This window comes from Nitrosomonas sp., from assembly GCF_024282095.1.
Classification (GTDB): Bacteria; Pseudomonadota; Gammaproteobacteria; order Burkholderiales; family Nitrosomonadaceae; genus Nitrosomonas.
In genome coordinates this window covers 20,317-35,362 of the sequence record NZ_JAMWZS010000003.1, presented here as the reverse complement: position 1 = coordinate 35,362, position 15,046 = coordinate 20,317, and the positions used below count along the sequence as shown (strand labels likewise).

The following is a 15,046-nucleotide window of genomic DNA, read 5'->3' as shown; positions in this document are numbered from 1 at the left end:
CGCTGTTATCGAAACTATCGTCCAGATTAACTCCCCGCAAGACACAAGAAACGGTAAGATTATTAAAGGCGGTTTTACGCCAACGAGAAATACCGACTGAAAAACAAAAAGATAGATAAAAAACTAAAATGACCCAACACGATTTGAAATTATTCGGCATGGAAGCAGCAAAAGGCCGGTGGATATTTGTGGTGATTGGACTGTTGATCAATGTTTGCCTTGGATCCATTTATGCCTTCAGTGTTTTCAGAAAACCGTTGGAAATCTTATGGGAAATCACGTCGAGTCAGAGCGGTTATCCATTCATGGTTTTTCTGGCGGTATTTGCGATTGCGATGCCGCTGGCAGGCAATCTGATTGCTCGATGGGGTCCGAAAAACACAGCCATGCTGGGCGGTTTGTTGGCGGGAACCGGATGGATCGCGGCAAGCTTTTCTGCGGATATTACGACCTTAACTATTTTATATGGCGTCATCGGCGGTGCCGGGGTCGGCATCGTTTACGGTTGCCCGATTGCCGTGGTCGCCAAATGGTTTCCGCAACAAAGCGGTCTGGCGATTGGCTCAACTGTGATGGGCTTTGGCATATCGGCACTGTTAATCGCACCGCTGATGAAGGCAATGATCAACAATCCGGAAATTGGCATACTGCATACGTTTCTGTACTTAGGGATCGCGTTTGTGGTGGTCATCACGTTGTTGGCGCAGCTATTACGTTTTCCACCCACCGAATGGGCGCCAGCGGAAGTAGCGACAGCATCCACTGCAATGACTGCAATGCCATCCTTAAACCTCAGCAGACGAGATATGCTCAAGAGCGGTAGTTTCTATGCGCTGTGGGCAACGTACACGATCGGCTGTTTGGCTGGATTGATGGCGATCGGTATCGCATCTCCGGTCGGAACCGAAATAGCGAAGCTGGATGCAACAACCACTGCGTTTGCCGTTTCATTATTTGCAGTATTCAATGGTCTGGGGCGACCACTATTTGGCGCCGTTACCGATAAGCTGGGGCCTAAGCATACCGCAATGGTCTCATTTGCCATGATTCTTGGCGTATCGCTATTGATGTCGTTTTTCGGGCAAGACAACGCACTGCTGTACTTATTTGCATTCTGTGTGCTGTGGATGTGTCTGGGCGGATGGCTAGCCATTGCGCCGACATCCACCGGTATATTCTTTGGAAAACAACATTATGCGCAGAATTACGGACTGGTGTTTACCGCTTACGGCGCCGGTGCCATCCTGGGAACACTGCTATCCGGCAGTATCAAAGACATCACCGGCAGCTATTTGAATACCTTTCCAATCGTCGCGGGGTTGGCGGTGCTTGGAATGATCATTGCCGCGATTGGATTAAATCCTGTCAAGCAGCTAAAATTCGATGCCGGAAAACGTTATCGCCATTAAGGTTGAAGTAAGGTAACAGACTCCAACATAGCAGCCGATCAACAAGAACAGAGATGCCACTACAGCCGCTACACGTCCGCCAATGTCTGATTGAACCAACAAATCCGTGGCAAGAGTACGGGGAATCGCAAGCTCGATATGCTCGACCAGTTGTCACTCGGATCGGATCATAAATGGCCTATCCATCCATATATTCAAAGATCGCAGTGGATGATTAACAGGAAAAGACCTCTGCACAACCGCGAGAATTTAGCTGTAGTGACAGAGAAAAACTTCCAAATGACAGTTGTTGCACGTCATTTTGGTAGAAAGTGAAGTTTTTTCCTTTTTTAGGGGAAATTCTCCCCCTTATGCAACATTTGGACGGATTGCTCCCCTTAATGGTTGATCTACGAAAATTTTGTTGGCTGCTTTTTTCAGATTCATGCAGATACTTTTCAGTATGACTTGGGCGTTGGCTTTTACCGTACCGAAGTAACTGGCGCGTCCCATTCTGAATAGGCGTTTGATTGTGCCGAAACACTGTTTGACAATATAGCGTTTTTTGCTGATCAATTGATTCGCCAGCTGGCATGGCCAAACGAGAGTGGTTTGTTCTTGTACGCGCGATGCATGAATTGCACTCTTGATTTGCTTCTTAAAAACTGCCGATTGGCGTTCGCTTCCGGATCCCTTGTCGGCATACACCCGATTCGCCTCAATATGCGCAACATCGATAGCTGCTTCGAAATGCATCATTTTGCGCTCTGGTCCGCATGAACCCCCGGTATGAACCCCCGCACATCCACTAACAGGTAACTGACTGCATCGCCGAACTATGCTCTTGCCTTCTTTAGCCAAGTCTTTTTTGGGCGTGCCGCTGACTCAATCAGCGTGGCATCAATTACCACCCCCGTCGCACCCTTGATCATCAATCCGTGTGATTGAAGCTGTTCATTGATAGAGGCCAGCAGATCATCTAGCCAGTCGTTGGCCACTAGCCGGTTACGGAATCGGCACAAAGTGGTTTCGTCCGGTATCGCGTCCGACAAACTGTGCCATTGACCCAGCAGTATCGCTTTGAACATCATCAGCGCTTCAAATGGCTCCTGCCCTCCACCATGCGATAACTCGCGCCTATATAAACCCCTAAGATTCGGACGTAATTCCTCCCAGGCAATCAGGGCATATCTTCATCAGAACATTTTCTCGCTTCAATCGCTCTGCCAATTCAAGTGTTCCAAAACTCATTTGCATCTTTTGCTCCAACTGCCTCTATTTTAGTTGGTTATTGCACTGGCAGGCGAGGTTGTGCAGGAGTCTTAGGAATCCGTTCTTCAAAGATAGACTCAACTAAAAAGCTGTTGTTGAAAGTGTTCAATTTCGCGCATAATTTATGAGGTGCGTGGCTTTTATACAATTTGATCGAAGTAGTGGGTTTTCAACAGCCGTTTAATGATTTTTCAGGAACGACTATTTATTATGCCTCGAACTGGCGCTTTACTCCCGCTATCGCGTGAACACCATACATCATTGGTGATGGCACGCGCCGCCCGGAAAGCGGCGGGCAGCAATGACAGTGCTACTTGTGCGGCGGCAATAGCACGTATCGAAGCGCATTGGCATGCGCTGATGGCTGCGCATTTTGAGCAGGAGGAGCAGCTCATTCGGCTTGCGGCAGAGATGCTTGATCCTGAGTCCGTCGCGCGCATTCTTGCCGACCATGCGGAACTGCGCACGCTTGCCTGCGGGCCCTGTATGTTTGAACCCACCGAACGTTTACGCCGGTTTGCCGATCTCGTCGTTGCTCATGTGCGCTATGAGGAGCGCGTACTCTTTCCACAGCTGCAATTGCATCCTTGCATTGAATCTGCGGACATATTTAACCCGATTAATTCAGAGAGGTAATGCGTGTGAATTTTCCTGATTTTTACGAACAAGCTCCGGTCGTGCATACCTACGACGCATTTGCCGCTACGCTGGGTGCTGTCCATGATGGCCTGTTCGACTATCATTATGTGGATGCCGTGCGTCTGGCTGGGCATTCTTGTCCTACTGTCGCCGGTGCATTTCTGATCGGACGCGCGGCACTGACTGCACTTTATCCGGACGGACCCGCGGAGCGCGGCAATATTGCTGTGCATATGCCGGCCCCGGAAAATGAGGGAGTGACTGGTGTCATGGCGCAGGTGCTGACGCTGCTCACCGGCGCTGCTGCCGACAATGGCTTCCAGGGCATGCGTGGGCGTTTCAAGCGCCAAGGTTTGCTCAGCTTTGCACAACGTCGCGAAGGCGAGGCGATCATTTTCAAGCGCCTCGACAATAACGCACGTGTGGCTGTGACGCTCGATGTTTCTTGGGTACCCGCCGACCCTGCTCAGGGAGAACGCTTGATGGCGATCCTGCAGGATTGCGCTGACGCTTCTCAACAAGCTGCTTTCGCCGATGCCTGGCAGGATCGCGTACGGCGATTATTGCTGGAATTTTCCGATGACCCGCGTGTGATACGAGTCATACCGATGAATTGATCAATCGGAACTAAGAGGGTTCTTTGATGATACTCATTGAACCATAATCCGCCGATATGGCGCCATAAAACGGCTTTTATTATTTTCTGTTACGCGCATAACTACTGTATATTTAAGTTTTTGTCCGGAATATAAAACTATGGGATGGCAAGGCTGGTTTACGCTGAGTTTATGTGTTGGAGTACTGGCAACACTCATTTTTACACGGATTGGCCCTCACTTGATCATGATCGGGGCACTGACGATACTCAGTGTCACCGGAATTCTGAGTAGCGCCGACGCGTTAAGCGGTTTCAGTAACTCGGGCTTGATTACCGTTGCAGGCATGTTTGTCGTTGCCGCGGGCATGCATGCCTCAGGCGCGATCGATTTGCTGGTAAACACGTTATTAGGCAGACCTAAAACGCCGCGTGCTGCACTTTCTCGAATGTTCTGGCCAGTGGCATTTTTAAGCAGCTTTCTTAATAATACCCCGGTTGTCGCTACAATGATTCCGGCCATTTATAGTTGGTCGCGCAAAATTGGAATTTCTCCTTCCAAGTTGATGATCCCGCTGAGTTATACGGCTATTCTGGGCGGCACAGTGACATTGATTGGAACCAGCACCAATTTGATCGTCAATGGTCAATATCAAGTGCTTACCGGCGAGCCCGGTTTCTCTCTGTTTTCGATAACGGCTGTCGGTTTACCCGTTGCCATTGCCGGTTTTATATTAATGTGGCTATTATTCCCTAAATTGCTGCCGGATCGGACACAAGGCCAGGTTTTTTCCAATCTACGCGAATTTACGCTGGAAGTTTCCATCGCACCCAATGGTCCTTTGGTCGGCAAAACGATCGAAAAAGCCGGATTAAGACATTTGCAACGCGTTTATCTGATTGAAATTGAGAGGAATGGTACCGTACTTACGGCCGTTTCTCCCGAAGACGTGCTACAAGGAGGCGATAGGCTGGTGTTTGCCGGCGATACCGATGCAATTTCGGATTTGCTGCGCATTAATGGTATTGTGCCGTCAGCTGAGGAAGGACAAGCACAGACATTCACTGAGCGGCATCCTGAGAGGCGTTTGGTTGAAGCTGTCGTATCACCGCATTGTACCGCAGTGGGATTTGCCATTCGCGATGCACGTTTTCGTGCCCGCTATGGTGCAGCGGTACTCGCTGTGGCGAGAAATGGCGAGCGTATCAAGGGCAATCTCGGCAGCATCATACTGCAAGCGGGTGATACGTTATTGTTGGAGGCACGGCCGGCTTTTGTTACCCGCCAGCGCTATAACAAGGATTTTTTGCTCATTAATGACCTGAACACCGAAGCACCGCGTCATGAACGGGCATATCTCGCTTGGGCTATTCTTCTGGGCATCATTACAGCAGCCAGCTTTGAAGTAATCACTATGTTGAATGGCGCACTCGTTGGGGCTGGTTTAATGATCATTACGGGCTGCTGTTCGGCCAATCAGGCAGAAAAAAGCCTTGATTTGACAGTCATTATTACCATTGCAGCATCATTTGCTTTAGGTATGGCATTGGAAAAAACCGGTGTTGCCAAATACCTGGCGGAGAATATCGTCGATTTGAGTGGCGGCACACCTTGGCTTCTGCTGATTCTGACCTATATCACCATCTCAATACTCACAGAAGTCATTACTAATAACGCAGCGGCGCTTTTAATGCTACCCATTGTATTGGAGATCACTGAAAAAGCCGATTTAAATAACGTACCCTTTGTATTTGCCATCATGATGGCTGCTTCCGCCAGCTTCGCAACCCCCTTGGGCTACCAGACCAACATGATGGTTTATGGTCCCGGCGAATATCGTTTTACAGACTTCCTGAAGGTAGGAATACCGATGAATATCGTAACGGCCATTGTTACCATTACGGTACTGTTGATCGGTTGGCCGTTGACCAAGTGAAATTGTCGTGATCAAACCAAATCGGGTATTTTGCTAAGGATTTTTGCAGTTGCTATAGGCCACATATCACCAACGGTTGTATGAATACGTTACGTTTTTCGAGTGTTATAGTGGCCAATCCATGTGTTCCGTTAGTTTAAATTTTCATCAATTAATTTGGTAATTCCATTCCTTTCCCATCGGAAGAAATAACCAGATTGTGCTCCTATTGGCGCGTTCTCCCAGTGCCAATTTCCCATCTAGATCTACACCTCATACGAAAAATAAAATCAATGCCTCTTATGCTAATCAGGCAGAGCGCTCCGATACAACCGCTGGTGCGGTACAATCTCACCATACGCATATCCATATATTTCACGTTAAATCAATTGGCTATAATACAAACCATCACATCAGATACTCTTCTCTTATTTATTCAGTAGCCTTTACAGCACAGTTTATTATATTAGTTGACCAAATCAATCGGGTATTGTATAGTTGACTGAATTAATCGGGTATTCCAATCCTTTTTTACAACCAACCCTACTCGATTTTTAATAGGAGCCAATAATGCGATTAACAACAAAAGGTAGATTTGCAGTAACAGCACTACTTGACCTTGCTTTGCAACAAAGTAGTCATCCGGTAACGTTAGCGGATATCAGCCAGCGGCAAAAAATTTCTTTATCTTATTTAGAACAATTATTTGCAAAACTGCGCCAATCTGAACTTGTTGATAGCGTGCGTGGTCCTGGCGGTGGTTATTGTCTTGCGAAAGATTTGGATAAAGTATCGATAGCAGACATTATCCTCGCCGTCGACGAACCAATCGATGCAACACAATGTGGCGGTAAAGAGAATTGCCATAACGACGGCAAGTGTATGACACATGACTTGTGGGCAAAATTAAATGATCTGATTTTTGAATATCTCGGTGCGGTAACACTGAAGGAATTGGTTGATAATCAAATCAATCAACAAAATGAATCAGTTGTGCCGCTTCTTGATATGCGCGAATCGACTGCTGCATAGATTAATTAAAAACTCATATAGAATAATGGTCAGGGATCTTGATAATTTTATACGTATGAAAAATATCGCGGTGGATTAATGTCATGCCAATTACGTTAACTGAAAATGCCGCAAAGCATATCCAACAGCAACTCGCAAAACGAGGTAAAGGAAGTGCATTCCGGATCGGAATCAAGAAATCAGGCTGCTCAGGATTTTCTTATGTATTTGATTATGCTGATGAGATTCTTCCTGATGATCAATTATTTGAGTCCCATAAAACTAAAATTGTTGTAGATATAAACAGCCTGCCTTACGTGGATGGATCGCAAATTGATTTCGCCAAGGAAGGCCTCAACAGCGTTTTCAAGTTTATCAATCCTAATATTGATAATACATGCGGCTGTGGTGATAGTTTCAGCGTAAAAGAATCTGCTAAGATCTAATCAATCGCAGGTTCTTTTGCGGCATACTCTCTGTTTACAAATGAAATAATCCGATTGTCGGACAATTAAGATTATAAGATATCTGTTCCAAATTAAAGATACTAAAATAAAGGAATAAACCAAATGAGCGCAGTATTGCAAAGTCTGGTTAATCAACCGTATAAACATGGCTTCGTGACTGAAATTGAGTCTGACATCGCACCTAAAGGACTCAATGAAGATATTATCCGATTAATCTCGACCAAAAAAAATGAGCCCGAGTGGCTTTTGTCATTTCGCCTGAAAGCCTATCAGAAATGGCTGACAATGACTGAACCTGAATGGCAGAATGTACATTATCCAAAAATTGATTTTCAGGCCATCAGTTATTACTCAGCGCCAAAACCAAAGAAAAAATTGGCCAGCATGGATGAAGTTGATCCTGAATTATTACGCACATTCGAGAAGCTTGGCGTACCTATGCACGAACGTGCAGCACTTGCCGGTGTGGCTGTTGACGTCATCTTTGATAGTGTTTCAGTAGCAACCACCTATAAGGAAAAACTCGCTGAAGTAGGTATTATTTTCTGCTCTATTTCGGAAGCGGTACAAACGCACCCTGAGCTTATCCAGAAATACTTAGGATCTGTTGTTCCAGTCGGTGATAACTACTTTGCAGCATTGAATTCTGCAGTGTTTACCGATGGTTCTTTTTGTTTCATTCCCAAAGGCGTTAAATGCCCAATGGATTTATCCACTTATTTCCGTATCAATACGGAAGGATCCGGGCAGTTTGAGCGCACATTGATCATTGCCGAAGAAGGCGCATCGGTTTCCTATCTCGAAGGTTGTACCGCGCCTAGATTTGACACGAATCAATTGCATGCGGCAGTGGTTGAATTAATCGCATTGGATAACGCTGACATTAAATACTCAACCGTTCAGAATTGGTATGCTGGCGATGAAAATGGTGTTGGCGGCATATTCAATTTTGTCACTAAACGGGGATTAGCAAAAGGCATTAATTCCCGAATTTCCTGGACACAAGTGGAAACCGGTTCGGCCATCACCTGGAAATATCCATCGTGTATTTTGCGTGGCGATAACTCGGTCGGTGAGTTTTATTCTGTGGCCGTCACAAACAATTATCAACAGGCGGATACCGGTACCAAAATGATTCATCTTGGAAAAAACACGCGCAGCACCATCGTCAGCAAAGGTATTTCATCGGGACACTCGAACAGCAGCTATCGTGGTCTTGTGCGCATTGCTCCGACTGCAGAGAATGCACGCAACTATTCACAATGTGATTCCATGCTGATCGGCGATCAATGCGGCGCACATACCTTTCCATATATTCAGGTGCATAACAACAGTGCAAAAGTTGAACATGAAGCATCCACTTCCAAGATCGGTGAAGATCAGCTTTTTTATTTCTCTCAACGCGGTATTGATGCAGAGGAAGCAGTTTCAATGATTATTAATGGGTTTTGTAAAGATGTATTTCAACAATTACCGATGGAATTTGCTGTTGAAGCCACAAAACTTCTGAGCTTCAAATTGGAAGGAAGTGTCGGATGATTAATAAAAATAGTACTACCATTCTTTCTGTTCAAGGGCTGCGCGCCAGTATCAACGGTACAGAAATTCTGAAAGGCATTGATCTCACAGTTAAGCGTGGAGAAATACACGCCATTATGGGTCTCAATGGATCTGGAAAAAGCACTTTTGCAAAGGTACTTGCCGGTCATTCAGCGTATGAAGTCACCGGAGGATCGATTCAATTTGAAGGTAAAAACCTATTGGAACTGCCCCCCGAAGAACGCGCTCGCGCTGGGCTATTTTTAGCTTTCCAATATCCTATTGAAATTCCTGGTGTCGCTAACACGCAATTTCTTCGCCTCGCCTACAATACCGTACAAGGGCAGCGCGGTAAAGCAGAGCTGGATCCACTTGAATTTGATGATTTTGTGCGTGAAAAAATGAAATTACTGGACATGAAACCTGATTTCCTGGATCGCAGTGTCAATGAAGGCTTTTCCGGCGGCGAGAAAAAACGTAATGAAATTTTGCAGATGGCATTACTGGAACCTAAACTCAGTATTCTGGATGAAACAGATTCAGGATTGGACATTGACGCACTTAAAATTGTAGCCAATGGCGTCAATCAGATCGCCAACCCAAATAACGCAATGATTCTGGTGACGCATTATCAACGCTTGCTGGATTATATCGTGCCCGATTTTGTACATGTCATGCAGGCAGGTCGCATCGTCATGACGGGTGGCAAGGAATTGGCATTGGAGCTGGAAACACGGGGTTATGACTGGATCAGCGCAAATAAACAATCCGTTGCCGGGGTCATCGTATGAGTGAAACAACCCATACCAATTATCTTGAGTGCTTGCTGAAATCGTGGTCGACAAAACCAACCGAATCGCTGTCCTGGTTGAGTCAATTACGCGCTCGAGCCATTGATCGTGTCAGTACGCAGAGACTACCCACTAAACGTGATGAAGAGTGGCGCTTTACGGACATTTCATCGTTAGCTGATCTGCCCTATCAGCCGTCACAACCTGACAGCAACCTACAGGTGCAGGATATTGCGCATCTATGCGTGAAAGAAGTAAAAAACCGTCTGGTGTTTGTTGATGGTCATTATTCATCGCAATTATCAACCATTATCGACTCCGCAGCACTTGTAATTGGTAACTTGCCGGCATTCTTATCCACGCATGCATCAATTCTGGAGTCCCACTTGGGACAATACGCCAAATTTGACAACAATGTATTTACCGCGTTGAACACAGCATTTCTACGGGATGGCGCATTGATATTGATCCCGAAGCATACCGCCATTGCTGAACCTGTTCACCTGTTATTCATCGCCACACAAAATGAAGTCACCAGCTATCCACGCTGTTTATTGATTGGCGAAACCGGAAGCAATGTAACACTGATTGAAGATTATGTAGCGCTTCAGCAAGGAACCTACATCACCAACTCAGTAACAGAAATCAATCTGGCTGCTAATGCACACGCCAAGCACATTCGCATTCAACGAGAAAGCACGCAAGCTTTTCATTTGGCAAACTGTGCAGTGTCACTGGCTCATGCCAGTAATTATCAATCTGTCAGCATTTCACTGGGATCGCAGATTTCCCGCTACAACCTGGATGTTCGATTAACGGATGAAGCGGCAGAATGTACTATTGACGGATTAACGCTGATTGCGGATCGTCAACTGGCCGACACGCACACCTGCATCGACCATCTTAAACCTAACGGCACCAGCCGCCAGCAGCATAAATGCATCGTCGATGACGCAGCACATGCTGTGTTTAATGGAAAAATCATGGTGCGCCCACATGCGCAACATACCAACTCGTCGCAATCCAGCCGCAACCTGTTACTCAGCAAAACAGCACAAGTGAATACTAAACCGCAATTGGAAATTTTTGCCGATGACGTTAAATGCGCACACGGCGCAACAGTCGGGCAGTTGGATCAAGAAGAGATTTTCTATCTGGAAAGCCGTGGCTTATCAGAAGTAGCTGCGCGCAATTTATTAACTTACGCATTTGGTGCAGAAATCATCAGCCGTATCCCTGTTACTTCGCTCAGGCAACAATTGGAACAGACTGTTCTTAATCAAACCCAGAGTAACTAATCATGAATCCAGTTAATGTTTCTCTGAAATCTGAAATATCTTCCGGTTTTGATTGGGAAAAGATTCGCGCTGATTTCCCGATTCTTAAACTCAAAATAGACAACAAGCCGCTTGTTTTTCTTGACAATGCTGCATCCAGTCAAATGCCGCAACAAGTCATTGATCGTCTGGTACGCTATCAGACCACGCAGCACGCCAATATCAATCGTGCTGTCCATTATTTATCCGAAGTTGCTACGCTGGAGTATCACCGTGCGCGTTGCACACTGCAGCAATTCATCAATGCGCGCGAAGATAGAGAAGTCATTTTTACCAGCGGCACAACCGATTCCATCAATTTGGTCATGCACGGTTATGGACGTAAATTTATCAAAGCTGGCGATGAAATTATTCTAACCACTTTGGAACATCATTCCAATATCGTACCGTGGCAAATGCTGGCTACTGAGAAAGGTGCAAAAATTCGCGTTGTCCCGATCAATGACAAGGGCGAACTGGAAGTGGATGAATATGAGAAATTGTTCAATGAACGTACTAAATTTGTTGGTTTAATTCATGTATCGAATGCGTTGGGTACCATCAATCCCATCAAACGCATGATTGATTTTGCTCACCAACATGGCGTTCCTGTTCTGATTGATGGCGCACAGGCAGCGCCGCATATTGCGATTGATGTGCAAGCACTGGATTGCGATTTCTATACCTTTTCTGCGCATAAACTCTGCGGCCCAACCGGAGTAGGCATACTCTATGGCAAAGCTGCTTTACTTGAAGCCATGCAACCCTTCAAAGGCGGTGGCGACATGATTGCTTCCGTTACTTTTGAAAAAACGATCTACAATACCATCCCACACAAATTTGAGGCCGGTACGCCGCCTATCGCCGCAGCCATTGGTTTTGGCGCTGCCGTTGATTATTTGACGGCGATCGGTATCGAGAATATTGCTGCGTATGAATCCACCCTGCTTGATTACGCAACAGAATGTTTGAATGCGATCCCGGGTGTCAGAATCATTGGTACGGCGGCAGAAAAAACGGCTGTCATCTCGTTCACCATCGACGGCATCCATCCGCATGATATCGGCACCATCCTGAACCAGGATGGCATTGCAGTTCGCACCGGGCACCATTGTGCACAACCTGTCATGCAGCGTTTTAATGTCCCGGCCACTTCCCGGGCCTCATTTGCCTTTTACAATAAAAAAACAGAAGTGGACGCCTTGGTCGCCGGCATTAAAACTGTCCAAAAGGTTTTTTTATAATGCACACCAATTCACTCTATCAGGAAGTCATACTCGACCATAATCGAAAACCGCGTAATTATGGCAAACTGGATTGCGCCAGTCATCATGCAGTAGGTCATAACCCGCTATGCGGCGATCGCCTGGACATCACATTACAACTTCAAAACGATCAGATCGATAACATCGCATTTCAGGGCGAGTCCTGCGCGATCTGCAAGGCATCGGCATCCATGATGACAGCCGCTGTCAAAGGTAAATCTCGTTTGGATGCGGAAACACTGATTCATGAGTTTCGTGAATTGGCCACCGGAAAATTGGATGTCAATCATCCGCATCACCTTGGGCGCTTGACGGTTTTCTCCGGCATACGTGATCTGCCAACACGCGTTAAATGTGCGATTTTGCCGTGGCATACCCTGCATGCCGCGCTCAACTCTATCGCCAGCGCATCGACTGAAGCCAATAATGATCCGGTACAGACAGTAGTACCAGATAATTCCTAGTTTACGAAAAGTAACACCCAACAGTGGATTTGCGCATATCTATTTATCCATTCAGTTTTATATGTAAATAACCATTTTCCTGATAACTATTTCATAATTCAGTATTAAAACTAAAATGCCAAAAATTGCTGATATTGAAGGAACACCGAATAAAAACGCTTTGAAGTTCATCCTCAAGGAACCTTTGACCTGGGGAATTGCGCGATCGTACGACAATGCCGAAGCCGCCAAAGATGACCCGCTGGCGTCTGCACTCTTTGATATCGACCATGTCACCAATGTGTTTTACATTGACCATTGGATCACCGTCACCCAGGATGGCGATGCCAACTGGCAAGACCTTGCACGTGAAATTGCCGACCCCATCCGTGCAGCGCCCGCCGCCTCAGCGCAATCCGCTGAGACAGTTGCTGCCGCTAACAATGCACTTTCCGACTTAAGTCCGGAAGATCAGCTACGGTTGGAAAGGATCAATGTCCTGCTGGATGAAGAAGTTCGTCCCTATTTGCAACATGATGGCGGCGATTTACATATTTTAGGACTCGAAGGCAACATCTTACGTATCCACTACCAAGGCGCCTGCGGCACTTGCCCCAGTTCCATATCAGGCACCCTGAGAGGTATTGAAAATATGCTGAAAACCATCGAGCCTGATATACAAGTCATTGCCAGTTAATCGAAGCCTTCTAATCAATTATCTGGAAAATGATGCTGACACCAATGTTTTTGCGTTTCTATTCAAGGTAGCTGCCATCACCTAAGATTTTTGGGTTGCTAACTTACGGTGCCGGAAGCAATAGGCCACGTAGCGTCAGCCCCACATTTGGATCGGTATCCCGGAGCACCGGCATCGAATCCCAGTGTGGCTCACTCATCGCACCCAATAGATCGCGCATTTCGACGATCACCAGCTCCTGCAACTCCCGATCAGGCTGAGCCTTGGCGTTGACAAGGAAGATAGCGTCAGCTGCGTGCGGACTCCCGACAATCGCCTCGATCTGTTGGCGAGTCTGAGGCATCGGTCCATCCTGAGCTGAGACAACGAATAGCAGTCCATCACCCACAATTGACGGTGGTCCGAGCCTGGACGGCAATCCCGCCAGCAACGGCGTGGTGAGGTCCACAGCGCTCGACTGACCGAGCACGACGAGCGCACGTCCGGTAGGTAACGGTTGAAGCCCGCGCAGTGTCAGGCGAATGTTTGGATCCGTCTCTTTGATCAACGGCATAGCGCTCCAACGTGGATCACCCGCTTGTTCCAACACCTCCCGTATTTCAACGATCACGAGTTGGAGTAACTCCGCATCAACATCAGCCGTTCTCGTCACGAGGATGGCATCCATCGCGCGAGGCAGTAAAGCCACTGCTTCTGCATCGAGACGTGTCTGCGGCATAGGGCCATCCTGCGCGGAAACAACGAACAATACCGTGTCTGCCGGCTTCGGGGTACCGCCGTATTGCACCGGCAGTCCTGCGAGCAACGGCTTTGCTGCAGTGACATGCTCGGGGTGACCAAGGACAACAATCGCGGCATTGATTGCTGTCAGCAATAAATTAGGCAAACTATCAATATACGTCGGATTGACATTCCCCCAAGTACCGCCCAATACATAAACACCGTTATCCGTTGTGTTAACACCCGCATAAGTATTTGTTTCCGGATAAAACCGAAACAACCATGGCGCGCTACTTTGTGTTACCTGGTGACTGGGAAAATACTGTGAGTAATTATTCTCAGCCCAGTTAAACAATATTTCAGCATCACCAGCAGTATCAGCGGATGCCACATTGATACTGCCGACAAAAATCAGTGTGCAGAACAACAAGATGAATTGCTTTATGGGATTTTTCATGTTGATCTCCTTGCGCGTAGGGAAAGGATCAATGGGACACTCGTTACTTTCACAATACCACAATGTTTCTGGATATACACTTCGGTGCTGACAATGCCAGGGCAATAACCGTCATAAATATTGATTTACAGGCGCCCGCTTCTTTTCAAACGCCGATTGACCATGCGGTGGTAGAGCGACGCCAGCAATGGCCGAATCACCGGCAGACCGATCAACCAGGCCAGCGGTTTTAGTAGGTATACCCGCGACATCAATAAGATATAAGCATCGAGTTCGGAAACTATCTGTTGGCGTTCATCGCGAACATGTAATTCGGATAGGGCCTTGTGAGGATCAATACCGATGTCGCGCAGATAGGCATCCTGTCCGCTGATATCGAACCAGCACACATCTTCTCCATTTTTCCCTGCCAGCTTCTCGTAGTTTTTCCGGTCCTTGATGCAACTGGGGCACGCGCCATCATAATAGACAGTGATTTTTTGCTTTTCTTTCTTCATTATCAACTCCCTTTGATCAAGCACTGAAACAGA

General features: G+C 46.8%; 16 protein-coding genes. 12 read left to right on the top strand and 4 right to left on the bottom strand.

What is annotated here, in order from left to right; translation table 11 throughout:
• Positions 1-128 precede the first annotated feature (128 nt).
• A complete protein-coding gene (locus Q0K92_RS01690; RefSeq protein WP_297324074.1) occupies positions 129-1,409 on the top strand; it encodes an OFA family MFS transporter in 1,281 nt (426 codons plus the stop codon).
• 348 nt (positions 1,410-1,757) lie between these two features.
• On the opposite strand, the gene Q0K92_RS01685 is transcribed toward Q0K92_RS01690, so the two are convergent.
• Positions 1,758-2,147 (bottom strand): transposase, encoded by a 390-nt coding sequence (locus Q0K92_RS01685; protein ID WP_297324073.1) that lies wholly within the window; start codon positions 2,145-2,147, stop codon positions 1,758-1,760.
• A 77-nt stretch (positions 2,148-2,224) separates the two neighbouring features.
• Positions 2,225-2,479, bottom strand: a complete 255-nt coding sequence (locus Q0K92_RS01680) for a hypothetical protein (RefSeq protein WP_297324072.1) — start codon at positions 2,477-2,479, stop codon at positions 2,225-2,227.
• Positions 2,480-2,870: 391 nt separating this feature from the next.
• On the opposite strand from Q0K92_RS01680, the gene Q0K92_RS01675 reads away from it, so the two are divergent.
• From Q0K92_RS01675 to Q0K92_RS01625, 11 genes are all read left to right on the top strand, one after another.
• The gene (locus Q0K92_RS01675; protein WP_297324071.1) at positions 2,871-3,296 is read left to right on the top strand and encodes a hemerythrin domain-containing protein; all 426 of its coding nucleotides are present in this window, start codon (positions 2,871-2,873) and stop codon (positions 3,294-3,296) included.
• Positions 3,297-3,301: 5 nt separating this feature from the next.
• Positions 3,302-3,916, top strand: coding sequence for a hypothetical protein (locus tag Q0K92_RS01670; RefSeq protein ID WP_297324070.1), 615 nt, complete (start codon positions 3,302-3,304; stop codon positions 3,914-3,916).
• Positions 3,917-4,055: 139 nt separating this feature from the next.
• Positions 4,056-5,831, top strand: coding sequence for an SLC13 family permease (locus Q0K92_RS01665; RefSeq protein WP_297324069.1), 1,776 nt, complete (start codon positions 4,056-4,058; stop codon positions 5,829-5,831).
• A gap of 549 nt (positions 5,832-6,380) precedes the next feature.
• Positions 6,381-6,842, top strand: a complete 462-nt coding sequence (iscR, locus tag Q0K92_RS01660; protein ID WP_297324068.1) for a Fe-S cluster assembly transcriptional regulator IscR — start codon at positions 6,381-6,383, stop codon at positions 6,840-6,842.
• A gap of 83 nt (positions 6,843-6,925) precedes the next feature.
• On the top strand, positions 6,926-7,267 hold the full coding sequence (locus Q0K92_RS01655; RefSeq protein WP_297324067.1) for an iron-sulfur cluster assembly accessory protein: 342 nt from the start codon (positions 6,926-6,928) through the stop codon (positions 7,265-7,267).
• A 123-nt stretch (positions 7,268-7,390) separates the two neighbouring features.
• Positions 7,391-8,827 (top strand): Fe-S cluster assembly protein SufB, encoded by a 1,437-nt coding sequence (sufB, locus tag Q0K92_RS01650; protein WP_297324066.1) that lies wholly within the window; start codon positions 7,391-7,393, stop codon positions 8,825-8,827.
• On the top strand, positions 8,824-9,618 hold the full coding sequence (gene sufC, locus Q0K92_RS01645; protein ID WP_297324065.1) for a Fe-S cluster assembly ATPase SufC: 795 nt from the start codon (positions 8,824-8,826) through the stop codon (positions 9,616-9,618). The genes sufB and sufC overlap by 4 nt, the downstream gene beginning before the upstream one ends.
• Entirely contained in the window at positions 9,615-10,916 is a 1,302-nt protein-coding gene (sufD, locus tag Q0K92_RS01640; protein ID WP_297324064.1) for a Fe-S cluster assembly protein SufD, read from the top strand. Before sufC ends, sufD begins: the two co-directional genes overlap by 4 nt.
• Positions 10,917-10,918: 2 nt before the next feature.
• Positions 10,919-12,178, top strand: coding sequence for a cysteine desulfurase (locus tag Q0K92_RS01635; RefSeq protein ID WP_297324063.1), 1,260 nt, complete (start codon positions 10,919-10,921; stop codon positions 12,176-12,178).
• A complete protein-coding gene (gene sufU / locus Q0K92_RS01630; RefSeq protein ID WP_297324062.1) occupies positions 12,178-12,663 on the top strand; it encodes a Fe-S cluster assembly sulfur transfer protein SufU in 486 nt (161 codons plus the stop codon). Before Q0K92_RS01635 ends, sufU begins: the two co-directional genes overlap by 1 nt.
• 115 nt (positions 12,664-12,778) lie before the next feature.
• A complete protein-coding gene (locus Q0K92_RS01625; RefSeq protein WP_297324061.1) occupies positions 12,779-13,339 on the top strand; it encodes a NifU family protein in 561 nt (186 codons plus the stop codon).
• Between the two features lie 103 nt (positions 13,340-13,442).
• Here the strand turns inward: Q0K92_RS01625 and Q0K92_RS01620 are convergent, their stop codons facing one another.
• Both Q0K92_RS01620 and Q0K92_RS01615 read right to left on the bottom strand, forming a co-directional pair.
• Positions 13,443-14,516, bottom strand: coding sequence for a hypothetical protein (locus tag Q0K92_RS01620; protein WP_297324060.1), 1,074 nt, complete (start codon positions 14,514-14,516; stop codon positions 13,443-13,445).
• Positions 14,517-14,641: 125 nt separating this feature from the next.
• Entirely contained in the window at positions 14,642-15,013 is a 372-nt protein-coding gene (locus tag Q0K92_RS01615) for a DUF393 domain-containing protein (protein WP_297324059.1), read from the bottom strand.
• Positions 15,014-15,046 lie beyond the last annotated feature (33 nt).